Source organism: Paraflavitalea sp. (genome assembly GCF_059502485.1).
This window is the reverse complement of the sequence record NZ_JCACET010000011.1, coordinates 18,564-45,493: the sequence shown is the minus strand read 5'-3', so window position 1 is coordinate 45,493 and position 26,930 is coordinate 18,564. Positions and strand designations below refer to the sequence as shown.

Here is a 26,930-nt window from a genome sequence, read left to right as displayed (position 1 = left end):
TTACGGAATACAGCTGTCGGGAAAGGGCAAGTTTGAAGGGCGAAAGGGAATAAGAGAGCCCCGAAAAGGAAAGAGGGTACCGCCAATTATTACCCTTTCCATCTAATTTAGCCATTTGTACAAAATGAAAAAAACAAGGCTTTATATTTTCACCTTTACTGGCATTAGCCTGATCGTACTCCTGGTGGGCATTGGCATGTTCCGTTATTTTTACAACAGCGCCAAAGAGGCCCTTTGGAGTAGTAAAATGGAGTCGGGCAGACGCGAAACCCGCGAAGTAGGCCGGATGCTGGAACAGCAGTTACAAAATGGCATTCCTCCCCAAAAAGTGATTGACAACCTCCAGCAAAGCATCCTCAATACGGATGTGCAAAGCGAATTCCTCTGCATGTACAATACGCAGGGTATCGAATTGTGCCATCCCAATCCCTCTCTCGTGGGGCAAAAAATAGAAGCTACCAACTCGAAATTTGCCGGTAGAGCAGGAGAGGAGGACTTCAGCAATATCCTGCGATCGGGAAATGCCGACGCAGGGATTCGCAGTTTCCCGGAGGAAAAACATCGCAGCGCTGAAATTGTAACCGTTTATCCGGTAAAAGGAAGTGACTGGATGGTGGCGGCGCACGCCAATATAGCCGTTTTACAAGTCCAGTTAGACAACCTCTACCAGCGGTTTATGATCGGCGTATTACTGATGGTCATCATTATATCAGCAAGCTGTTATGGGTTAATAAGACTGATCTACCGCAAATACGAAGGCAGGATGGAACAAGAGATCGGACGGCTCAATGAAGAAGTCAATAACCTCACCATGCTTAATCGGCAACTGGAGCTATCCCAGGAAAGACAAAGGGAGCAGGAAAAAGAAACGATCACGGTCAATACCAATATTAATGCTACTGAAAACAGCCGCAAGCGCCTCGTAACCTATGTACGCGACGAAATGGCCATGGTGGAGGTACGCGATATAGCGTTCATTTATCTTTCGCAAAACAATGTATTGGTGCAAACATTCCTGAACCAGCAGTATTCCCTCAACATCAGTTTAGACGAATTGGCAAAGCAACTGGACAACGATGTTTTTTACCGGGCCAACAGACAATTTATAGTTAATGTCAATGCCATTAAGACCATCCTGGTCTATGGCAGGAACCAGTTGCAACTGATCACACATCCCCTGCCGCCGGAGGATATCATCATCAGCAAAAACAAAGTAGCGGAATTTAAAAAATGGCTTGATAGGTAAAGCTACGCCCAATAGTCCATAGCGCGTTCCAGAGGCTTCAACTTATCATTGCTTATCTAATTCATCGAATTTCGCCCTCATTGTAGAGTTGCCATGAACTAATTTTTTAATCGTCAAATCTTCCGCTTTCTGATTTGCAAGGCGAAGATTGTTGTCCGACGACAATAAAGCCTCCTTTGTTTTTTGCAAGTGATCAATCGTCTTATCAATTTCTTCTATGGCTATTTTGAATTTTCGACTTGCCAGTTCATAATTTCTTGCAAATCCTTCTTTAAAAGTATTTATTTTATCCTCGAAATTGGTAATATCAATATTTTGGCTTTTCACTAAGGCAAGCTCTGCCTTATATTCCATCGAGTTCTTTGCGGCATTCCGAAGAAGTGTTATTATTGGGATGAAAAACTGTGGACGAACAACATACATTTTAGGATATTTGTGCGAAACATCAACAATTCCTAAATTGTAATACTCGCTATCTGATTCTAAAAGAGAAACAAGGACTGCATATTCACATCTTTTTTCATTTCTGTCTTTGTCTAATTCTTTTAAGAAATCCTCATTTCGTTTTTTTGTAACAGTCTCGTCCCCTTCATTTTTCATTTCAAACATTATTGAAATTATTTCATTGCCAGCATCGTCAGACTCTTTATAAATATAATCACCTTTGCTGCCCGACTTGGAGTCATTATCTTTTTCAAAGTATGCTTTCTGAAACGCCGTTGCACGAAGTTTATTAAATTCTGTCTCACAATGTTGCTCAAGTGTTTCTCCTATCATTTTTGTTGACAGCCTTAACTTCATGTCCTTCCTGAGTGCAATCTCTTCGTCTTTATGTTTAATAATTACATCTTTCTCTTTTAAGTCTGCCAAATATTTTTCGGCTAATGACTTCTCAAGAAGTTGCCTTTCTGTATCTTTTAGTTTAACCAAGCTATTTAGCTCATCACGTTCCTTTTCAATTTTCTGGGTTGCTTCTGTGATGGCAAGCTTCTTCTCTACTTCGACATTATCTATCTTAGCCCTGAGGCGCGACAATTCATTGTCTTTTTGATTTAACTTTTGCGACAACTCCACTTCCTTTTGCGCTTTGTATTCAGTCAATTCCTGTTCTTTCTTAGCAAGTTGTTCTTGTAACGAGTTTTTTACATTTGCTTCAGCTAATTTCACCGCGCTTTCTTTATCTTTGTCGGCCAGTTCCAGCCTATTCCGCAATTCCTCTTCAAATTGATGATCCCGAACTTGTTTAAGAATTTCGGCGAACCCCGCATCGTCTATTTTAAATGCTTTTTTACAATTAGGGCAAATTATTTCGTTCATATGATGCATTTTCCTTTTAGAATAATTTTCAAACTGCTTGTAATAGCTATAGCTGTGTCCGTAATACTTTAAAGGAGTTATTTTCTTTTTTGCCTTTTTAACTGGAGTCGTAATCCCTTTCAAATATAGCTCAAGTCTTTTTATTTGCTTCTCCCTATTTCGATCTAATCGCCTAATTTGGTTTGTTACATTGGGATTAAGCTTTAGAACCTTGAAGCCGGCGCACCAGCACATTGAAATATTTGATGAACCGAATTTAAATCTGCTTACTGACATAGAAATCAGCCGTTGCTGCAATCTGAATTTTATCGCCAACTTATTTATTCGCGGCGACATTCTAACAACATTGATAATTTTATCAGTTTCAGAAACCTGTTTGTTCAACTCTTTTTTTATGGATTTATTTCTAACTCTCACCAATCCATCATACTTGATTTGATAACCGACAAAGGCAAGCCATGGAACATTGGTCTTACTTTCAGGATTATGTTTATTGTATTGATCCCATTTGTAAGGCAATTTTGATTTTAGTTTATCGTCCCAGAATTTTTTTCCGTATTCATCAAAATCTAAGGGCTTATGACTAATCAGCTTGATTTCCTTTAGAGACTTCTGATATATTTCTAAAAGTGATTCACACTTTTCTCTATCGGTGTGCATTAAGATCATGTCGTCACAAAATCTACCGTAAAAAGTATTTTCGTCTGAATTTGAATTCACTTTTCGATCAACACTGGTCAGAAGGATATTTGCAACCAGACATGAAATTGCCCCGCCTTGGGGCACTCCAATTTTATCAGTTGCCGAATTAGAGTTTACTTCATTCAATTCAGATTCTTTCACCCAAGGAATAGTTCCATTTACAACACCGATTTTGCGTAGCAATTCGATTTCCTTCTTTTTAATATCCTCATTAAACGAAAAAGAATTTAAATAAGAGTTAAAGAAATACACTGCGCGGCTATCTATCTCAATATTAAGTATCTCTTTAGCTTCCTTAACAATTGATGCAAATTCATTTAAAACTATCTCGTGGTTCACACAATCATAGAACTTTTTTATGTCGCATTCTGATACAAATAGCGGTTTCCCAACTTTTTTCTTGAACTCAATAATATCTTCAACTGCTTTATGATGATTAAAAACTTTCCCTTTTTGAATTCCAGTTCTAAAGGCGTATGATGAATCAGAAAACAATGGGTCAAAGCAATTTGACAGATACCGTGCAACTTGTCCAGTGATAATTAAATCGATCAGCCTGAATACTGAAATTGGCCTATACGCCTTTTCGATTAAGTCTTTTATGACTGGAATTGTTTTTGGAGTTGCAATGTGATAATTCTCATTCTCATCAAAAACAAGTTGACGAATTTTGTTTGTGAACTCAAGAAGATTAGTTAACCAGGTTGGGGAATTCACCCCTAATCCCTTGTGTTTTTTTATCTCCCGCCAAACAGTTCTTTCCAACTGACTTGAATTAGTGTCTACCGTATTAGAACCACGAATTTCTCTTTCTTTTTTTTTAAATCTAATCCATTGGCTTCTTGGCGGAAAGAACGAGAATATTTCTTTATCTAAACGCTTATGAGGCGACATCGCTTTAGCAGAAATGTTTCTAAAGAAATGGTCATCGTGCCCTTTTTTAGCGGCAATAGCTCTTTTATGGCAAAGAATCTTGATTAACTCTTTGTCAGAAAAGTATTCTTTGATATCAAGCTTATCTTTCATAAAAGTGGATACACCTTTTCATCATGGGTCGGAGGTATACTCCGATGTTGAATCGAATCGACTTCCAAATTGTTGTTACTTTATGGAAAACGGGACTGGCTTTCGCCACTAGCTGGAGTTTCAGTATAGAGATTTTAAACAACCTATACGAATTGTCTACTATGTCAGCTTCAGTACCAAACAGAGCAATGCTCCTTTGGCTCATCATTACTCAGGTGTATCCAAACTCTTGCATCATTAGGGTTAAAAAGATATCCATTCAGCACTTAATGTACATCAATCTCATGTTACAGTGTGCTAATAGGCTTCTAGTATAGTCAAAGTATTGGCATTTTCTCAGTATTCTGTACTCCTTTTGTGCATTACCATTGGCATTTAAAGAAACAGCATCTTATTATTTATTCTCCTGTTAGCTGTCTGCCAAATCCAAACTAGAATTTCTAACAAACACCCAATAATATATCTATCGGTTCTTCGTATAGATGTATACTTTTCTAACGCTAACAGATATTATATATTATTCTGCTGATAATTTTTCCCTTACTGACCTACCTAACACGATCATCCTAGAAAAACAGATTGATAAAAATCAAGAGAAGGAACTTATAAACCAATGCCAAAGCAGCTCAACTCTATATTCTTACGCCAACGATCATTTTCCACGTTTTCTGCAAAATCAACTATTCTAGCACTCTTCCTCCAAATGAAAAATCCCCCTTGCTTAACCGACTTTTTGGCGTCACCAGTAAAACCTTAAGGACAATCTCTGCCACTTCCTCCGTTACTTTAAAGAACTTCATCTGATGGAGAGCCGGTTAAATTTCCACCTGCCCAACAGCCTCTCTTACATCAGCAAATAGCAACCTTTTCTTCAGAATTATTTACGGTTTCCCGGAAACTTAAGTAAGCATACTTAGGTTGGCTTTGCCTGACTCGTAAGGATATGCTGTTAAACTTAGAGCAACCACGGGATGCTAAACCTTTCAAAGTGCACTTACATGTCTTTTCCTGCCCAAAATGCAGAAACAACTCATTCAGCCCTGTCCCAATAGAACGATTTTCATGATTGCTGTAACTATTCAGCCATGCTGTATGAAGGAAAATTTTGTACGTAGAAGACCGCTCTGATTAGTAGCTTGTATTCATCTATGGATGCCACTATAAGCTGAGATTTATCATTAAAGCATCGGGAGTCTTTATATAAATAGGCAAGGCGCTTTAGATGACGCCAGACATACACCATAAAATGGAGCTAAAGGCAGGAAGGGCTTAAAAAGCAAAAAGCCCTGAAAATCAGGGCTTTTACTATTCGTTTACTTAGCAATTTCTGTTGACGACTTCCGCCAGAGAACGTTGCCTGAGCAACTTTGAGGGCGGAGAGAGAGGGTTGTGAACCTTCCTCTTAATTATTGAAAATCAACTTTTATTTGCCTGCAAAACTACCAGACTCCATGAATGACGCACCAAATTCTTTCACATCATAAGAACGAAAACTTAAATAAAGTTAGGCAAAAGTTCCTCAAAACACTGCAGAGTCTCCTTTATATTAGTTTACGAGTATGTTGTATAACAACATACTACAGCCATTTTATTTTTGGTAACCAGCTACTTATATTGCAATTTACAACCATCCTCCGCACACTGGTTTTGTGGCGGGGAATCATGAACGACCGTTTTGAAGCCAATGCAAATACGCTTTATTCTGATATGCTGCCTGTTGGCACTGCGCGTTGCAGCCAACGATGGATTGCCGCTCACTTACCTCGGTATTGAACAGGGCCTTTCCAACAACACCGTGCGCAGCATTTTCCAGGACAGCAAAGGCTTCATGTGGTTTGGCACCTTCGATGGTCTGAACCGCTACGACGGCTACAGCTTCAAAGTATTCCGTAACACCTTCAACGACAGCAATTCCCTGGTCAACAATTTTGTGCATGCAGTGAATGAAGACGCCGGCGGCAATATTTGGGCCGGCACCAATAAAGGACTCAGCATCTACGCCGCTGCCACGGAACAATTCTCCCTGCTGAAATACCGGCCTCATGGCGCCAATGCAACCCGCCCCCTTACTACCGAGATCAAAGATATACAGCGAAGTGCAGACGGAACCATGCTGGTAAGCAGTTTGATCGATGGACTAATAATAGCGCTTCCTGGTGGAACAGCCTGGCAGGTGCCGTTGGTAGTCCATGATACCATATACACCCAATACGCCGCAGGCACTATACGCATCGATGCCCAAAAGCGCGTGTGGGTATTTGTGATCTCCATAGGCCTTTGCCGGTACGATCCAGATACACGGCAATTGAAACTGGTAAATGATCAGTTAAAAGCAGCGTTTCATTTTCTGCCCGATGGAGAGTCATTATGGGTGGGAACAAACAATGGCATTTATAGTTACAACACCAGGACAAACACATATGCCCGTGCGCTGAACACCTACGATCCCGAATTGGCAACAGATAAAGTAGCAGGCTTTGCCATCGACCGGCAACACCGGCTGTGGATGGTGACCAAAGGCAATGGCGTCAAGTTTTTCGACCCGGCTACCCGGCAGGTCACGCACCTTATAGCCGATGGAAGACTCAACAGCATCAGCAATGAAAACTTCAATGCCGTGCTGGAAGACCGCGAAGGCAGGATCTGGCTGGGCTCACAGCGCGGTGGCATCAATGTCATCGACCGGCAGAAAGACCGCTTCGCCACCATTGCCCACGACCCGCTCAATACCAACAGCCTTGTGAACAATTATGTGTTTGCCTTCTATGAAATGGAAGACGGCAGAATATGGGTGGGCTCCGAGTTTGGCGGCATCAGCCTGTGGGACCGCAGAAACAACCAGTTCACCAATTTTAAGTACAACCCGCACAACACGGCCGGCATCAGCAACAACTTTATCACCAGCATACAACAGGACCACGAAGGAGATGTATGGATCGCCACCTACTGGGGCGGCATCAATAGATACAACAGATCGAACAATACCTTCACCCGCTATAAATGCCTCAACCCCGCGTACAACAACCAGGAGAATAAAATGGGCTACCAACTGCTGGTAGACAAAAGCGGTACTTTATGGGCCACTACTTTACAGGAAGGAGGCATGAAAGGAGCATTGTATCGTTACAACAAACAACAAGACCGCTTCGAAGCATTCGACACACGGCTCTCCGAACTATTTGCATTGAAAGAAGACAGTAAAGGCCGCTTATGGTCGGGCAACCTCTCTCAATTGATTCGCATCGACCACATCAACAAACAACACCAATATTACAACATAGGCAATACCATTCGCAGTATTGTGGAAGACAGTGTAGGCCATTTATGGATAGGAACAGAAGGAGGCGGACTGGTGCTCTTCGATCCTGCCGGCGGACAGATCATGACCCGCTACACAACAGCAGAAGGATTATGCAACAATACGGTGCTCAACATTTTGCCCGATAGACAGGGCAATCTATGGATGAGCACCTCCAATGGCGTATCCCGCTTTCACATAGCAACCGGTGCTTTCCGCAATTACTACCAGGGCGATGGATTGCAAAGCAATCAGTTTAATCCCAATGCCGGTCTGGCATTGCGTTCAGGTGAACTGATGTTTGGAGGCATTAAGGGATTCAACATTTTCCATCCCGAAAAGATATTGTCTACGGCAAAGCCTGTTCAGGTTTTCCTGACTGGTATTACGGTCGATGGGCTTCCGGTACCTGCCACCACACACATCAAAGTGCCTTACAACAAAGCCGTGTTTGCCTTTCAATACGTCGTGCCCGAATACAGCACACCCGATAAAATAAACTACGCCTATTACATGGAAGGGTGGGACAGAGGTTGGAACCAGGCAGGCAACCAGCGTTCAGCCAGTTACACCCACCTCAGCGAAGGCAATTATACATTCAGGGTTAAGAATACCAACACAGATGGCGTGTGGAATCCGCAGGAAGTTACCCTGCATATTACGGTGCTGCCCCCATGGTACCGCACCTGGTTTGCCTGGTTACTGTATGTTGGTGCAGCAGTAACACTGGTTTATACCTGGTGGCGCTACCGCAACCGGCAAATACGATTGAAATACGAAGTAGCTATTGCCCACCTCGATGCAGAAAACAAACGGTCAGAACTGGAGCGTGAGCGCGCCGAACGGGAAAAAGAGCAGGTACTCAACGAACGCGAACGCACCATCAACGAAAAGAAACTCAACTTCTTTACCAATATATCCCATGAGTTCAGGACGCCGCTGACCCTTATCATCAATCCACTCAAAGACCTGCTGGGCCGCAAACAGGAAGAACAGGCGCCGCCGGATGGCGAACTCCATACAGTATACCGCAATGCACGGCGCATGCTAAGCCTCGTGGATCAATTACTGCTGTTCCGCAAAGCAGAAAGCGGGATGGATAAGATCAGGCCCGCACGACAGGACGTATGCACACTGGCAAAAGAGGTGTACCTCTGCTTTGTGCAGCAGGCGAAGACACGGAAGATGAGCTATAATTTCGATTACCAGTGTGAGCAGCCGGAGCTGTATGCCGACCGCGAAAAGCTGGAGATCATTTTATACAACCTGCTGTCCAATGCAATCAAATACACCCCCGAAGGAGGCAGCATTACATTACAGATCAGCGAAACACCCTCCGAAGTGATCTTCCGCGTGCAGGACAATGGCATTGGTATCAACAAAGAAGCAGGAGAGCAGTTGTTTGAAAAGTTTTACCGTGCCTCCGGCAAAGCCATCACGGCACAGCAGGGCTTTGGCATCGGGCTCTACCTCGTGAAGCACTTCACCGCCCAGCACAAAGGACACATAGCCTGGGAAAGCAAAGAAGGAGAAGGCACCACCTTTATCCTTAGCCTGCTGAAAGGCACACAACACTTCGATCCCGAAGTGATCCTCGAACAGGCGCCGGCATCACCGATGCTGTTGGAAGAACTGGCGCCCGATGATATGCCGGAAAGACAAGAGGAAGATATCACAACCGGCAACGGAGAGCCACTCGAAGCCATCGTGAGCGAAAAGAAAGCCATCCTGCTCATCGACGACGACGACCAGATATTACAATACCTGTCAGGCCTCTTCCGCAACACCTACCAGGTGTTCCAGGCATCGGATGGAGAAGACGGATTGAAGCTGGCACGCAAGCACCTGCCCGACCTGGTGATCTCCGACGTGCAGATGCAGGGCATGAACGGCATTGAGCTGTGCCGCCACATCAAAGAAGAAGAAGCCCTCCAACACATTCCCGTGATCCTGCTCACCGCCAGCACAGCCACCGATGTACGCCTCAAAGGCGTGGAAGGCGGCGCCGATGATTATATTACCAAGCCCTTCGATAAAGACATCCTGGTGGCGCGGGTTGCCAGCCTGCTCAAAGCACGCACCATCCTCCAGCACTACTTTTACAATGCCATCACCCTCCGCAGTACCGATCAGAAAGTATCGCGCGAATACAAAGAGTTCCTCGAACGCTGCATCGCCATCGTCGAAAGCCACCTCGAAGACGACCAGTTCAACCAACACATACTATTGGCCGAGATCGGCATGAGCCGTTCCAACCTCTTCCGCAAAGTAAAATCGGTATCAGGCTTATCCATCCGCTCCTTCATCCGCCTCATCCGGCTCCGCAAGGCAGCAGAGCTGTTCATACACACGAATTACAATGTCAATGAAACCGCCTTTCGGGTAGGCATCAATGACATCAAATTCTTCCGCGCCGAATTCAATAAAGTCTTTGGCATGAACCCTTCAGAATACATCAAGAAATACCGCAAAGCCTTCGGCGATCAATACCAGGTAAACCTGAAAGAAAAGCCAGGAAAATAAAAACACAGATAACGTTACTCCTTCTTTACAACCATCCCCTTATCGATGAAAGCCTCCCGCACGTTGTGCAGGATCACTTGCGCCGGTGAAGCCATCGTTTGTATACGGTTCAATTGCAAACCAGTAGTGTGCACAGCAATAACAGCAACACGTGGCTCCGTACCGGCAGAAAGAAAACTGGCATTGTCCACAACAATATTATTTACATGCCGGATGAACATACCATAACTCGGTAGGTTCCGCCAAACGGTAGGCTGCGGATAACCCTGCTCATCTTCCTTCACGTTCCTGTAAGATGCCAGGTAAGTATCCTGCCCACTGTCTTTCGCTACATCATGCCGCGGTGCGCCGGGTTGCTCCACAGGCGTAAAACGACCTTTCACCAATCCGCCCTTGGAAACAAACCGGACATTATTGAGATAAATATGCTCGATACGGGCGCCGGGAATACCGGTAATAGAAGAACCATAATTGCCGGTGCCATAAGCAAGAATATTGCTGAACATGATATTACGCATGATGCCCTGCCCCGGCGCCGGCGCATCCTCCCGGTGCTTACGCGCCCGGTTGGCCAGCCGCACGTATAGCGGACATTGAGTGCCTTCGATGGTGATATTACTGACCGAAACACCTTCCATCAAACCGCCATCCACGATTTCCAATGAAATACCCGTAATACCGATGGGAGACACCTTCACGATCGGAGGCGACTGACTGCGGCTGGGCTTCACCACACAACCGGATATTTGAATATTCCTGAACCCACCGGTAGATTCAGTCCCGCATTTAATGGCATTGGCAAAACTGCTCACAATACAATTACTGATGGTAATATTTTCACAAGGCGCAGGCCCGGTACTCTTCAATACGATCCCATCATCGTCGGAGTCGATGATACTATTACTCAATACAAAGCGGCGACATCCATCGATGTCGATCCCGTCATTATTGCCATTACAATGATTATACACCTGTATATTATTAACCGTCACATCTTCACAATCGAGGTAATGCTGGTTCCAGATGGCAGAATTATAAAGATTGACACCTTCTATACGAACGTTGCGGCACGAGATCAGCAACAGGTTGCGTGGCCGTCCATCACGGTCGCCACCCGGCGAGCCCCGACGCCCCTTCTTACCCCGTCCCCGCCCATCGATAGTGCCGGCTCCGGTAATGGCGATATGATTGGCCCCTTCGGCATAAATCAGCGCATACCAGCCGCCGCCATCCTTCTGCGAGCGGTACCGCGGCAAAGGCTGGCGCGGGAAATCCTCGTAGTTATAACTGGCCAATAAAAATGCGCCGTTCTCAAGATGTAGCTCCACATGATCACGCAACACAAGAGTCCCGGACACGAAGCGGCCGGCAGGGATCACCACCTGGCCACCGCCAGCTTGAAAACACCGTTCGATCGCGGCATTGATAGCCCTGGTGTTCACAACAGCCGTGTCTGCTACAGCCCCAAAGTCAAGAATGTTGAAATAACGCCCAGCCATTTGCTGACCAAACCCCGAACTGCCGGTAAATAATAAACAGATCAATGACAGGAATTTTGCCATGGAGCAATTGATTTAGAAAAATGAAGTGATGGATGTACAAATAAAAGTGCAGGTCCTGAGCAGAAGATAGGTAAACAGGTGTTCCGAAGTTAAGGCGATTGGACCTTTCAACAATTCATGATACAGCCAAAAGGGGGCAAATGGTCAGTTTACCCCCCTTTTACGGCTTTTACCCCCCGCCGCCTTTTTGTTTTCCCCCTGTATTTTGCATACTGTAAAAGGTCCTGATACTGTTTTTCCGCAGGGTGGATAGGTATCAGTTTTTTTAAACACAGGCGCTCAATCGATTAAACGAACTACAAACTTGCCAATATGAATAAACACAAACCTTCCCCGGCGCTTTGCCGCCACCGTTTCCGAAGTCGCACAGCTGCAGGAAGCTAATTAACACCATAAGTTGATTCCATTACCAACAGGCACACCGCTCCGGCAATACCTGAACGGATATCTATTGCCCAAACTTTTCACCCGATACATGCGCCCATCCAAAGCTATATTACTGACTGTCAATACTGTTTATAGACCGGCGATTGCCGCCTGCCTGCTGTTGATAACTACCCTGAGCAGTAACGCCCGGCAGTTGGCAGCCGGTAGCCCTTCCACTGCCGTATGGCAATGGTCGGTTCCCGTGCAGGGCAACAAAGGACCAGTGCGCGCTTTCCTGTGGATACCGGAAAACTGTAAACAGGTACGTGGCATCATAGTAGCACAACACAACATGGAGGAGATCTCGATCCTCATCGATCCCGCTTTCCGCCGGACAATGGCAGAACTGGGATTCGCAGAAATATGGGTATCGCCATCCTTCAACCACTTCTTCAACTTCAAAGAAGGCGCAGGAGAAGTGTTCAACACATTCATGGATTCACTGGCGGCCCGGTCGGGCTATCCGGAGTTGTCATATGCTCCAGTAATAGGACTCGGCCACTCGGCAGCAGCCAGTTGGCCCTATTATTTCGCAGCCTGGAATCCCGGTCGCACACTGGCCTGCATTTCCGTCAGCGGCCAGTGGCCCTATGTACGCAACACCGCAGCACCCGATATCTGGTCCCCCGAACAAAACATCGATTACATCCCATCCCTTGAAACGATGGGAGAATATGAAGCAGCTGCTACCTGGAGTGCGGAAGGATTGAAGGAGCGCGAAGCACATCCCCACATGCCACTAAGCATGCTGGCCGTGCCGGCAGAAGGGCATTTTGCAACCTCGCAACCCAAAACAGAATTCATTGCCTTTTACATAAAGAAAGCCGCACAGTACCGCCTGCCGAAAAAATACCCAAAGCAGGGACCACCCGTTTTAATACCAGTTGATCCAACTAAATCGGGATGGCTGGCTGATAAATGGAGGCCCGATGCGCCACCATCGGCACCTGCAGCGCCGGTAAGACGGTATACCGGCAACAAGACCGAAGCCTTCTGGTATTTCGATGAAGAAACAGTACGGGCCGTTGAAAACTACGGCGCCCAATACAAAAGATTGAAGCCCCAGCTCATTGGCATTATGCAGGAAGGAAAGATGGCGCCGCAGAAGAACAGCCACTTGCAGATAGACCTTAAATTCCTGCCCGCACAGGATGGCATCACCTTCCATTTGAATGGCGCTTTTTATGATACGGTAGGCAGCGGTAGCCCCCGCCTGGCCAACTGGACAGGATTGCCCGCAGGTTCGCCACTGGGCCACGCTAAAGATGAAAGGCCAATCACCATCGACTGGGTGGCAGGACCATTTACCAAAGACAACGATACGACGTTCCGCCTGCAACTCGCGCCCGGCCTCGATCCCAATGCCCGCCAGCATGTATTCACCTTCATTGCCCGTCACCCCGGCGATGCACAATACAAACCCATCGTACAACAGGCACAGATGACGGTGCCGGCAAAACTCACGGAAGGCAAAGAACAACACATCAGCTTTCCATCCATTGCCAGCCAGCGTGCAGACGCCAAAAGCATAACACTGAATGCAGTGTCCGATGCTGACAGGCCGGTATACTACTATGTGCTGGAAGGGCCGGCAAGAGTAGAAGGAAATACCCTTCATTTTACCCCCATACCCCCCAAAGCGAAATATCCGGTATTGATAACCGTGGTAGCATGGCAATATGGACGAACAGCGGAACCCAAAATACAGTCAGCCATTTCCGTTACCCAAAGCATTTACATCACCCGGCCATGAAGCGCAAAATATCCATACACGATTTAGCCCGCGAGCTCGGCGTATCAGCCGCTACGATCTCGTACGTCCTCAATGGGCGTGCAGCAGAAAAGCGCATCAGTGCCGATCGGGCAAAAACGATCCTTGAATACGTGGCCGAATCGGGATATCGGCCCAACCGCATGGCCAGAAGCCTGCGCACAGGCAAGAGCAAGATCATCGGCATGCTGGTAGAAGATATTTCCGATCCCTTCTTCTCAGGCATAGCACGTATCGTAGAAGCCTATGCACACCAGTATGACTATAAAATATTCCATGCCAGCACCGAAAACAACGTGCGCGTAACCCGCGACCTGCTGCAGGGATTCCGCGATACACAAGTCGATGGCTACATCATTGCGCCGCCGCCCTGCATGGCCCACGACATAGCAGCACTGCTGGAAGATAAACTGCCGGTAGTGCTATTCGACCGTTACTTCCCGGAGCTCGATACACACAACATAGTAGTAGACAACAAAGGCGGAGCTTACCAGGCAGCCTTGCATCTCCTGGAAAACGGCTACACACACATTGGTTTTGTTACACTCGATTCCGAACAAACCCAGATGGATGACCGCCTTATAGGCTACGCCAGTGCAATGGAAGAACAACACTTGCCAGCCTGCGTATTGAAAGTATCCTATACGATGGAGCGCGAAAAGCAGGTAGCAAAACATATCGGGCAGTACCTCGATACACAGCCACAACTCGACGCATTGATCTTTGCCACCAACTACCTCGCCATTGCAGGCCTTGAAGCCCTGCACGGCCGCCACCGGAAAATTCCGGATGACATGGCCGTGGTAGGCTTCGATGACAACACCCATTTCGCGTTGTTCTCACCATCCGTATCGGCAGTGGCCCAGCCGGTAGAAGCCATTTCCAAAGCATCTATTGCAGCCCTCATGACGGTATTGTCGGGCGAAGCGAAAGCCTTGCCAGCAGAAACAACGGTGTTACCAACACAATTGATCGTGCGGCAATCATCCCTGCCACGCACACAAAAAACGACAGCACAAACAACACATAAAACTGCATCACTAAACGAAAACAGTACCTCAAATCTAAAATTGCCATTATGAGCTATGTATCCCGATTGCTGCCAGGATGGACGACCCTGGTGATTGTATGGCTGGCCTGCCTGCCCGCCACTGTGTTGGCCCAAACTGCCAGCACCGTCACCGGTACGGTGGTAGACGCCAAAAACAACACACCGGTATCCGGCGCCAGCGTTAAAGTAAAAGGCACCGTAACCGGTGTTTCCACCGACGACAAAGGTCAGTTCATACTCTCCGTTCCGGCCGGCGCCGTGTTGGAGATCACCAACGTAGGCTATCAGTCACAGGAAATAAAACCGGCAGGCACAGCGCCACTCCTCGTGAAGCTGGAAGCCACCGGCGAACAGCTGGGCGATGTGGTAGTGGTAGGTTACGGCACAGCAAAAAAAGCCACCCTCACGGGTTCCGTCACCACCATCAGCGCCAAAACCTTCCAGGACCGTGGCCCGGTAGCCAATCCATTGGCCGCCCTGCAGGGGCAGGCGCCCGGCGTGGTAGTAACCCGTAGCTCAGGAGCGCCAGGACGTGAGAACTGGCAGTTCCAGATCAGGGGAGCCTCATCTACCAACAACGTAGACCCACTCGTGATCGTAGACGGATTACCCTACGTAAGCCTCAACGCACTCAATTCCATCAACCCTAATGACATCGACAATATCTCCATCCTCAAAGATGGAGCAGCAGCCATTTATGGCGCCCGTGCCGCCGGTGGCGTGGTCCTCATCACCACCAAAAGAGCAAAGTCGGGCAAAATAACGGTGGAGTACAACGGCTCCGTATCCCAAAAGCGCGTAGGCTTGCAGCCCAACATCATGAACATAGACCAATGGGCCAACATGATGAAACAAGGACAGGAAGCAGATAAAAACACCTCCAACAATATCTGGTACAATATGGCCCTGGCCGCTATCAACCGGCCAGATTCCAACTGGTACTCCCGCGCAGACTATCCCTACAAGAGCGACTTCACCGACGTACGAGATTTCCCGTTCTTCGACGGCACGATGCAGGATTACCTCTGGGGCAATGCCACTTCTACAGAACATCAGCTGAGCATTTCAGGTAGGAACGACCGTTCAGGCTATCGCATATCACTTGGATATTTGCGCGATGGTAGCTTGCTCCAATGGGGCCAGAATACCAACAGCCGGTACAACGTACGCTTCAACAACGACTACCAGCTTACCCCCAAACTGAAACTGGAGACCAACATATCACTGGAGAAAAACGACATCGTACAACCCACACGGCTCAACGATGTACTGGGCAACTTCATACAACCCGGCATGCCGTCGGCTGCAAAAAATGGTAAACCCTATGTATGGGGCAGCGGCCAGGGCAATGCAGCAGTCAACTGGGCAGCCGAACTGGGCGGAGAAGCCAAAGAATACAATACACGTATCAACTCGGTGGTGAACCTGACCTACCAGGCTATGAAAGACCTGAAGTTCGTAGGGTCAGCCGGTTACTATTACGGCATCACCAACACGGCCACCCTTGAAAACATGGTTACCTATTATGATTACACGGGAACCATTGCACTGGGCAATTTCCCGGCACGTAGTTCTTACACCGAACAACAGATCAGAGATGCCTATTTCAGCTTGAACGGCTATGCAGAATACACGAAGACGATCCGCGATGACCACAACTTCAAGCTGATGGCAGGCGCCCAATACGAAAGAGATGAATTCAAGAACTTCAACGGTAAGACATTCGACATCCTCAGCGGCGTACCACCTTCCCTTAACCTGGGCGTAGGCGATCTAACTTCCAAAACAGTCGGACAGTCGCAAAACCATTATGCACTGGCAGGATATTTCGGACGTTTGAATTACGACTACGACGGCAAATACCTGTTTGAAGCCAACACACGCTACGACGGCTCATCACGCTTCGTGGCCGACAGCCGCTGGAAATTCTTCTATGGATTTCAGGCAGGCTGGGTGCTCACCAGGGAAAACTTCCTGCAAAACACGGGCTGGCTCAGCAACCTGAAGTTACGCGCAAGCTGGGGCAGCCTGGGCAGCCAGACAGGCATCGGCCTGTACGACTATATCCAGATGATGGGCCTTGCGTTCTCTACTGGTCCGGGCAGCAGCGGACAACCGATACTCGGTACCAGCCCCATCGTGCGCGTATTCCCCAGCGGACTGGTGGCCCTCGATCGCACCTGGGAGCGCATAGAAACATCCAATATAGGCGTTGACTTCGGAGTGCTCAACAACCGCCTCGCCGGCACATTCGAATACTTCCTCAAATACAACAACAATATGCTGATCGCCCGCGCTTACCCAGCCGTATTGGGAGCAGGTGCACCGGCAGGTAATAATGGTAAGCTGAAAACCTGGGGTTGGGAAGCATCCCTCAACTGGCGCGACAGGATAGGGGACCTCACTTACTTCATTGGCGGCAACATCAGTGACAACCGCAATAAACTGGTCAACTTCGGCGGCGTCAACATCATCAGCAATGCCAACGGAGGTTTCAACAGCGCGGTAGAAGGCTATCCCATCAATGCCTACTATGGTATGGTGTATGCCGGTCGCATCCAAAGCGACAAAGACATAGAAGATTACAAGAAACTCTTCTTTGCCAACGGTACCAACATCAATGGAGGCTTCAGTGCCACCAGCACCGACCCGCGCACAAGCCTGCAACTGGGCGATAATATGTTCCGCGATGTAAATGGGGATGGCAAACTCACCTTCCCCGAAGATGCCGTGTTCATTGGCCGCGACGATCCACGCTTTTCTTTCTCCTTCAATGGCGGTCTTGCCTGGAAAGGCTTCGACCTCAACTTCATCTTTCAGGGCGTAGGAGAACGCACGATCGCACGTACCAACAACTGGCGCATGCCACTGGCAACGGTGTTCCAGGGACAGAATGCCGCGTTCAATGAGAAATGGTGGACACCCACCCGCACCAACGCCTCCTTACCAAGACTGTCGGCCACCGGCACCATCAACAACTACAACTACATGCCCTCCGACTGGTTTGTGGAAAACGGCGCTTACCTCCGTTTAAAAAACCTGGTGATCGGCTACACACTGCCACAGCAGTGGTTGCAAAAAGTGAAGATCCAGAAACTGCGCATATACTTCTCTGGCAACGACCTCTGGGAAACCTCCAGCATCCGCGATGGATGGGACCCGGAAACGACACGTAGCGTGAACACAACAGAACGATTCCCTTTTTACCGCTACCTCACCGCCGGCGTAAACCTGGTTTTTTAACGATTTAATTGCATGAACATGAAAAAGAACATTCTCCGATATACTATAGCAGTCGCCATTCTCGTGAGCGGCGGCACGGCCTGCAACAAGGCCCTCGACCTGAAACCCATCAATGAAATATCCGACGCCGATTTCTGGAAGTCGGCCGAGCAGTTCAAGCTCGCCGCCAACCAATTCTACGGCTACATGGCCACGTTTGCACCCATGATCTTCGACAATCCACATGCCGATGACAAGAGCGACCTGGCAACACGTGGCAACCGCATCGCCTTCAGCAATGGTACCAATACAGTACCACTCACCGATGGCAATTGGAATACGGCCTTCACCCGCATACGAGAGACCAACTACCTGTTGAGCAAAGCAGCGGAATACAGCAATGCCGACGAGATCAAACAATATGTAGCAGAAGCAAAGTTCTTCCGCGCCTACACCTACTTCGATCTCCTGCAACAATACGGTCAGGTACCCATCATCAAAAAGCCACTCGACATCAATTCACCGGAGTTGTATGCACCACGGTCTGCCCGCGATTCGGTAGTAGACTTCATCATGACCGATCTCGAAGAAGCATTGACAGCAGTAAGATTGGAAAGCGCTATCCCCGGCGCCGATAAAGGACGCATCAGCACAGGAGCAGTACAATCCATGCTGGCAAGAGTAGCCCTGTACGAAGGCACCTGGCAAAAGTTCCGCAGCAATACAGCAAGAGCCAACACCCTGCTCGATAAAGCGATCACCAACAGCAATGCGGTCATCACCAGCAACCAGTACAACCTCTTTGGTGTGTCAGGAGCTTCTGCTGCACTCGGCGACTCGGCCTACAAATACCTCTTTGTATTGGAAAATGAAAAATCCAACCCGCTGGGCATCGGCAAAGCAGAGAACAAAGAATACATCCTCGCCAACCGCTACGATTACAAATTGAGGCAGGTGAGGTCCAACATCACCCACTCGGTATTGGGCAACGTATTGTGGGTAACCCGCAAGATGGCCAACATGTACCTGTCGAAAGACGGACTCCCTGTCAGCAAATCGCCCCTCTTCCAGGGATATGCCACTACGACCTCCGAATACATTGACCGCGACAGCCGCATGCGCTATTCATTCATGATGGACGGACGCGTACACTGGGACAATGAAAACATCAGCTCCCGCGTCACCTGGTTGGGAGATGCGCAGGATATAGCCCACTCCAAAGGCGTCCACAACGGAGGCTTTTCCAGCGGCTACCAACCCCAGAAATGGGCTACCGAAAGAAACCTGCAGGACAACGAAGAGTCCTATGATTACCCCGTTATCAGGCTCGCGGAAGTATTGCTCACCTATGCTGAGGCAAAGTTCGAACGAGACGGGACCATCAGCGATGCAGACCTCGACCGTTCACTCAACCTGGTACGCAACCGTGTAAACAAGACCATGCCAAAGCTTAGCAATGCTTTCGTGGCAGCCAACGGACTCGATATGCGCACAGAGATCAGGCGCGAAAGAACCGTAGAACTCTTCCTCGAAGGCTTCCGCATCGACGACCTCAAACGTTGGAAAACAGCAGAAGTGGAAATGCCCATGCCTTTGCTTGGCATTAAATGGACAGGCACCCAGTGGCAAACCAAATGGACCAGCCTCTCCTCGGCAACGAAAGATGCAGAAGGCGCCTATATCATCGAGCCCGCCAGCTCACGCAAATGGGAGCAGAAACATTACCTGCTGCCAATACCATCACAACAAATACAACTCAACCCCAACCTCAAACCCAATAATCCCGGCTGGGAATAATAATACAAACACTCATTACGGACAGCTCATTTTCCATCATCATAAGCAAGCAGTTAGTTAGCGTTAGCCCTGAGCTGTCCGTAATGAATGATCCTCCAATGATCAGTCTCCACATTAAACTTTATCATAAAAACCTAACGATCATGCGAGCCATTACTACTGCTTTCACCCTTCTTACAGCCCTGTGGGCCTTGCCTGCACAGGCGCAGACTGGTTTACTCAATGATGATTTTACTACCGGCAACACGTTCAGCTGGGCGCCTTCCACAGCAGGCAGCACAGCACAACTTACCAATGGACAACTGGTGGTCAACATGGCCCTCCAGTCATCAGGCAGGTACCGCGCCGACCTGCGTAAGAATGGTGGCGTCACATTCCATGCAGGCGCTTATCCAATTGTGGCCATCAAATTCAACAAGCCGCCACGCGCCAACTTCTTCTTCGATTCCAACCTTGGCTCCTACAACAACACCAACAACAACGCCACGAAGATTGCCTCGGCCACCGGCAACATTTATTACTGGGATCTTTCCACCGGCAGGCTCGGCAACACTACCTTATCACAAACAGCACCCACCACACTCAGCCTTTTCCAGTTCAAGATAGCCGACATTGTATTGACACAGGCAGAAATAGCAGCCGGCGATCTGCAATACGAAGTAGACTGGGTAAAGACATTTCCTTCAGTAGCAGCCCTTCGCACATTTGCAGGTGTCAACAACCCGCCCTCATTTTCTTTTAGCGGCCAGTTCACCCATCCGGGATTGCTGCACAGCACCACCGATTTGCAACGCCTTAAAAACTTTGTAGACAATCAATACGGCCGTCCATATGAGAGCTTCCAGCTGCTGAGTGCTTCCAGCCGCGCTTCTGCCAGCTACAACATAGCAGGGCCATTCCCGCAGATCACCCGCGATCCTTCACTCACGCTCAACGGCATTCCAGGCGGCACTGTCAAATCCCGTGTGGAAAGCGATTGCCTCGCAGCCTACTACAATGCACTGATGTATAACATCACCGGCAATGCAGCCCATGCCGTGAAGTCCACCCAGATACTCGATGCCTACGCCAGCACCACAACAGCCATCGTAGGCGGCGATGCAGAGCTGAACGGATTATATGGATTCATGTTTGCCAACGCAGCCGAACTGATGCGGCACACCTATAGCGGCTGGCCACAGGCCAACCAGGTACAATGTGAGACCATGCTCAAAAACGTGTTCTATCCCGTACTGCAAAATTTCAGACCATGCGCACATGGCAACTGGGATATCATCTGCATGAAAGCCCTTATGTCCATTGCAGTCTATTGCAATGACACGGCCATGTTCAACCGCGTGGTCAATTACTTCTACCACGGCGAAGGCAATGGCAGCATCGACAACTATGTACTCACCGCTGCCGGACAATTACAGGAAAGCAACCGCGACCAGCCACATACCATGCTGGCGCTCGGCTCGATGGCCGAAATAGCGGAGATGGCATTGAAACAAGGCGTAGACCTGTATTCCTCTTCCGGCAACGCCATCATGCGCGGCTTCGAATACACCTCCAAATACAACCTCGGCAATACCGTACCCTATGAAACAGCTTATGACTATTGTGAAAAGAACTACAGCGATTACACACCCGAAGCAATATCCGCCAATGGTCGCGGACAGTTCCGGTCTGTATTTGAAATAGCCTACAACCACTACGTATACCGCAAAGGATTACAGATGCCTTGGACACAGGAAGTATTACACACCATGGGACCGGAAGGAGCGCCCTTTGGCGCCGACAATCCCGGTTACGGCTCCTTACTCTTTTACCTCAACAATGCACCCGATCACCCGGGTGGCAATACAAATCCGGTAGATAGCACAGTCGGTCTTCTTAATGATCAGTTCACCACTACGGCAGATGGCTGGGCCACAGCCACGAGTGGCGCTACAGCTACGGTCAACAATGGGCAACTGCAGGTCACACTGGCTACCCAGGCCAACGGAAGCAAGCGCGGCGACATACGCAAAACAGCAGGCGCCATACTCCATCCGGCCAACTACCCGCTCGTAGCCATCAAATTCAAAAAACCGCAGGTTGGCAATATCACGTTCGACACCAATCTCGGCGCCTTTGGCAATGGAGCCAATCGCTGGACAGGCAGGGTAGGAGAAGAAGTATACTACTACGACCTTACCCAAAGAGGGTTCGGCTCGGGCAATACACCACTGTCCACCACGGCGCCCACCACACTCACCACCTTTCAGTTCAAAGTAGCAGATATCACATCTGCCGAAACGAACTACACCGTCGACTGGATCATCACAGCCCGCTCGGTGGCAGAACTGCAACAACTGGTGCCACACCAAACACAAACCATCACCTTCAACCAACTGCCCCCGGCATTATTGGGCGATACGATGCAATCACTCTCCGCACAAGCCAGCTCAGGCCTGCCGGTGAAGTTTATCAGCACCGATACGGCCATTGCTACAGTAGAAAATGGATACGTGCAGATCAGGAAAGCAGGATCGGTAACCATTACCGCTACCCAGCCGGGTGATTCTGTATACCTCGCAGCCCAGGCAGTAGCCCGCAATTTGACGATAGCTCCCTTGCAGCTCACGGTACAATACCGCGACGGCGACAATGGACAGACAGCCAACAACAACATACGCCCTTACCTCCAACTGGTAAACAACGATACACTGCCGGTAGCCTATGGAGAATTGACAGCACGCTATTGGCTCACTGCCGAAAACTTTGCAGGCGTCAACACCTGGATAGATTACGCACAGATGGGCAACCAGCACATACAAATGCAATACATGCCACTGCCGCAGCCCCACAAAGGAGCATATGGGTATGTAGAATATAAATTCAACACAACAGCGGGCCAACTGTTACCGGCTGGTACCTCGGGCGTCATTCAGACAAGACTGGCCAACACCAACTGGAGCAACCTGCAGGAGACCAACGACCACTCCTACAAAGCACAAACAACCTACGCACCCAATGAGCACATTACCCTGTACCGCAATGGCATACTGGTATGGGGAGAAGAACCCGAAGCCGAAACGCCGGTAGTGAAGGTGACACCCTGGTCAGCTACACAAAACAGCAGCGCCAATACCATCAGCACACACCTCAACCTGCGCAATGAAGGCAATGTACCCGTAAACTACAACGACCTCTCGGTACGCTACTGGTTCACCACAGACGGAAACGCTGCACTCAATGCCTGGTTAGATTATGCACCATTGGGCAACAACAATATCCTGCGCAGCTTCCACACGGTGAGCCCCGCAAAAGAAGGAGCCGACCAATACATCGAATGGAAAATAGCACCTGCGCTGGGTAATTTATACCCAGCCAGTGAAACAGGCAATATTCGATACCGTATCACAAAAACCGATTGGTCGCCATTCACGCAAACCAATGATCATTCCTGGCAGGCGCCTGCGCCACTGGCAGCAAACGGCCACATCACGGTATACTATCAGGGACAATTGATCTATGGCACAGAGCCGGCAGAAGCACCATTACTCACGGGTACCAATACTACCACTGCCGGCCGTGCAGCCGATGCAGCAGGCAACAACAAGATCACATTGTTTCCCAATCCCGTCACCGATCAATTGAACATACAACTCGATAAAGTAGAAAACGACGCACAGATACAGGTATTCACCCTGAAAGGACAATTGCTGATGAAGCGCAGGATTACAGCTACCAACCAGGCCATTTCCCTGCAACAACTGCCGGCAGGCATGTACCAGGTTGAACTGCGCAACGGAAAAACAAAAACGACGAAGCAGATAATGAAACAATAAACACTGAGGGTGGGTCGCCCTAAGTCAAGAAGAACCTTATGAAAACTAAAACAACAGAATAGAAATAATGAAGCTACAAAAAGGCAAAGCATGGATGATGATAACCATCGCCGGATGGCTGGCAGGTTGCGCAGCAGCACCAGCCACCACAGACAATGACAAAGAATTAGGTTACTGCATAACACAGTTGACCAAAACGGTAAGCACCCTGCAGGACTCCACGCACATTCCACGCAGCATTGCGCATAGGCAGCAGCAATGGCGCTTCGTGAATTACCGCGACTGGACCTGCGGGTTCTTCCCGGGTATACTGTGGTACGCGTATGAATACACCCGCGATGACCAGTGGAAACAAAAGGCCCAACGTTTCTCTGCCGCCCTGTTTCCACTCGCCGACACGGCAGCCATCGACCACGACCTCGGCTTCCAGGTGTATTGCAGCATCGGCAACGGTTATCGCCTCACACAAGACACACAGTATAAGAACATCCTGCTGAGAACAGCCGACACCCTGGCCAAACTCTATAACCCCAAAGTAGGCACCATCCTTTCCTGGCCACGCAACGTGCCAGGTACAGACTGGCCTTTGCGCCACAACACGATCATGGACAACATGATCAACCTCGAACTCCTGTTCTGGGCAGCTAAGAACGGAGGCTCCCGTAACCTGTACAACATAGCAGTGAAACACGCGGAGACCACCATGAAAAACCATTTCCGGCCCGACTACACATCTTACCATGTGGTAGTGTACGACACGGCCACCGGACAAAAAGTAAAAGGCATCACCCACCAGGGATATTCCGACAGTAGCATGTGGGCCCGTGGACAAGCCTGGGCCATCTATGGATTTACGATGGTAGCCCGTGAAACGAAAGACCCACGCTTCCTTGATTTCGCACAAAAAGTGAGCGATGTATACCTCCGGCACCTGCCCGAAGACAGCGTGCCATACTGGGATTTCAACGCACCGGATATACCAAATGCCCCGAGGGATGCTTCGGCAGCAGCCATTGTCGCAGCAGCTTTGCTGGAACTTTCCACCCTTGTAACCGATACCGCCAAAGCACAAGAGTACCGCACAAAAGCAGATTTCATGTTGACATCCTTGTCTTCAGACCAATACCAAAGCAGGAACGCCAACAATGCATTCCTGCTCCATTCCACAGGCCATAAACCCAACAGCGGAGAGATCGATGCCTCGATCATTTACGCCGATTACTATTACATGGAAGCCCTGCTGCGGCAGCGCACATTACAGCAAGGAGGAAAAAAATTATGATACGTACCCTGTTAGCAACAATATGCACATTTATCACCCTGCACCATGCTTCAGCACAGACAGTGATAGAGAACACGCGAGCCACCGTACAATCACCCGATGGACAACTCACCGTACAGTTTTACCAGAAGCAACTATCACCGGGTAAAAAAGAAATGTACTACCAGCTTGCCTGGAAAAACAAACCAGTGATACAGGAGTCGGCGTTGGACATACAGCTCGACAACAACCTGTCAGAGCGGGCCATGGCCCTCAAGGTAGACACCCATGCCCGCTGGAGCCAAAACCTGCTGGTAAAAGAGATTGTACGCACTACGCGCGATACAACCTGGCAACCACCCTACGGAGAAAACAGTCACATACGGGATCATTACAATGCCATCACCATTCGCCTTGTCAAAGATGACAACCCCATCTATCCGGTAGAAGTAGAGATCAGGGCTTACAATGAAGGCGCGGCCATCAGGTATTACTTCCCCGAGAATGTGAAAGGAACCTACTACCGTGTAATGCAGGAAAACACAGCATTCACCCTGCCCGAAGGCACCCTGGCCTGGCATGCTGCATGGGCACAGGCGCTCTACAAACTGTTGCCCCTGAACAACTGGCCGGGAGAAAGCGAACGGCCATTGACATTGCAGCTACCGAATGGCTTACACGCCTGTCTGGCCGAAGCAGGAATGGTAGACTATGCAAGAGCCAAATTCAAACTAAGCGAAACAAAACCCAATACCATCCTCACCAGCATGTACACCCCGGCTGATCTTATATCACCCTTCACCACGCCCTGGCGTGTGATCATGGTGGCTGAGCAACCCGGACAACTGGCCATGAACAACCACCTTCTGTTGAGCCTCAACGAGCCATCGAAGATCAAAGACATGAGCTGGATAAAACCCGGTAAGATCATACGCGTGATGACACAAACTACAGCCGATGCCAAAGAGAACATTGATTTTGCTGTAAAACACGGGCTCCAATACATCCTGTTCGACTGGAAATGGTATGGTCCCGCTTTTACCTTTACTTCCGACGCCACTAAAGTGGCCATCCCCAACTTCGACCTGCCAGCCATTATCCAATACGGTAAAGAAAGAGGCGTAGGCGTATGGCTCTACGTAAACCTCCAGGGCTTATATGCACAGTCCGATTCCCTGTTCCGCGTATACAGAGACTGGGGCATCAAAGGCGTGAAATTTGGCTTCGTACAGGTAGGATCACATCGCTGGACCACCTGGCTGGAAGAAATGTTTAAAAAGACAGCTGAGAACCAGATCATGGTCAATGTCCACGACGACTGGCGACCTACCGGCGAACAACGCACCTGGCCCAACCTCTTAACGGCAGAGGGCATACGCGGCAATGAAGAAATGCCCGATGCTACCCATAACACCGTATTACCCTTCACACGCTACATAGCGGGAGCGGCAGACTACACCATCTGCTATTACGCCGACCGTATCAAAACCACCCATGCCCACCAGTTGGCATTGGCCGCTATTTACTACAGCCCGTTACAAACATTATACTGGTACGATAAACCCGCCCAGAGCAGGAATGAACCAGAGCTTTCATTCTGGGACAACATTCCCGTAAGCTGGGATGAAACACGCATACTGCAGGGAACACCCGGACAATACATCACCACCGCCCGGCGCAAAGGACAGGAGTGGTATGTAGGCACCATCACCAACAACGAAGCACGCACACTGACGATCGATTGCAACTTCCTGCCCAAAGGCAAAACCTTTACGGCCACGATCTATGCAGACGATCCATCCGTGCCCACAGCAACCAAAGTAAAAGTGGAAGAGAAAAAGATAACGGCAGCCACTGTACTCACGGTAAAACTACAGGCGTCAGGCGGCCATGCCATACGCATCAAACCTTAA

11 protein-coding genes are annotated in these 26,930 nt (G+C 48.8%); 9 read left to right on the top strand and 2 right to left on the bottom strand.

Annotation, left to right across the window (positions count from 1 at the left end; genetic code table 11):
• Positions 1–124: 124 nt before the first annotated feature.
• Entirely contained in the window at positions 125–1,246 is a 1,122-nt protein-coding gene (locus AC5JBY_RS28025) for a LytTR family transcriptional regulator DNA-binding domain-containing protein (protein WP_495907993.1), read from the top strand.
• Positions 1,247–1,291: 45 nt separating this feature from the next.
• Here the strand turns inward: AC5JBY_RS28025 and AC5JBY_RS28020 are convergent, their stop codons facing one another.
• On the bottom strand, positions 1,292–4,291 hold the full coding sequence (locus AC5JBY_RS28020) for a DUF2130 domain-containing protein (protein WP_495907992.1): 3,000 nt from the start codon (positions 4,289–4,291) through the stop codon (positions 1,292–1,294).
• Positions 4,292–5,975: 1,684 nt separating this feature from the next.
• Between AC5JBY_RS28020 and AC5JBY_RS28015 the strand changes: the two genes are divergently transcribed.
• A complete protein-coding gene (locus tag AC5JBY_RS28015; RefSeq protein ID WP_495909099.1) occupies positions 5,976–10,112 on the top strand; it encodes a hybrid sensor histidine kinase/response regulator in 4,137 nt (1,378 codons plus the stop codon).
• A 14-nt stretch (positions 10,113–10,126) separates the two neighbouring features.
• Here AC5JBY_RS28015 and AC5JBY_RS28010 read toward each other — a convergent pair whose 3' ends face one another.
• Complete coding sequence (locus AC5JBY_RS28010) at positions 10,127–11,674, bottom strand: glycoside hydrolase family 28 protein (RefSeq protein WP_495907991.1); 1,548 nt, start codon at positions 11,672–11,674, stop codon at positions 10,127–10,129.
• Between the two features lie 475 nt (positions 11,675–12,149).
• Between AC5JBY_RS28010 and AC5JBY_RS28005 the strand changes: the two genes are divergently transcribed.
• From AC5JBY_RS28005 to AC5JBY_RS27975, 7 genes are all read left to right on the top strand, one after another.
• Entirely contained in the window at positions 12,150–13,853 is a 1,704-nt protein-coding gene (locus tag AC5JBY_RS28005; RefSeq protein WP_495907990.1) for a hypothetical protein, read from the top strand.
• The gene (locus AC5JBY_RS28000) at positions 13,850–14,953 is read left to right on the top strand and encodes a LacI family DNA-binding transcriptional regulator (RefSeq protein WP_495907989.1); all 1,104 of its coding nucleotides are present in this window, start codon (positions 13,850–13,852) and stop codon (positions 14,951–14,953) included. The genes AC5JBY_RS28005 and AC5JBY_RS28000 overlap by 4 nt, the downstream gene beginning before the upstream one ends.
• The gene (locus AC5JBY_RS27995; RefSeq protein WP_495907988.1) at positions 14,950–18,165 is read left to right on the top strand and encodes a SusC/RagA family TonB-linked outer membrane protein; all 3,216 of its coding nucleotides are present in this window, start codon (positions 14,950–14,952) and stop codon (positions 18,163–18,165) included. The genes AC5JBY_RS28000 and AC5JBY_RS27995 overlap by 4 nt, the downstream gene beginning before the upstream one ends.
• Positions 18,166–18,183: 18 nt before the next feature.
• A complete protein-coding gene (locus tag AC5JBY_RS27990) occupies positions 18,184–19,941 on the top strand; it encodes a RagB/SusD family nutrient uptake outer membrane protein (RefSeq protein WP_495907987.1) in 1,758 nt (585 codons plus the stop codon).
• Positions 19,942–20,084: 143 nt separating this feature from the next.
• Positions 20,085–23,756 carry a DUF4979 domain-containing protein gene (locus AC5JBY_RS27985; protein ID WP_495907986.1) on the top strand — a complete coding sequence of 1,224 codons (3,672 nt, stop codon included), beginning with the start codon at positions 20,085–20,087 and terminating at the stop codon, positions 23,754–23,756.
• A 67-nt stretch (positions 23,757–23,823) separates the two neighbouring features.
• Positions 23,824–25,038 (top strand): glycoside hydrolase family 88 protein, encoded by a 1,215-nt coding sequence (locus tag AC5JBY_RS27980; RefSeq protein ID WP_495907985.1) that lies wholly within the window; start codon positions 23,824–23,826, stop codon positions 25,036–25,038.
• The gene (locus tag AC5JBY_RS27975) at positions 25,035–26,930 is read left to right on the top strand and encodes a glycoside hydrolase family 97 protein (protein WP_495907984.1); all 1,896 of its coding nucleotides are present in this window, start codon (positions 25,035–25,037) and stop codon (positions 26,928–26,930) included. Before AC5JBY_RS27980 ends, AC5JBY_RS27975 begins: the two co-directional genes overlap by 4 nt.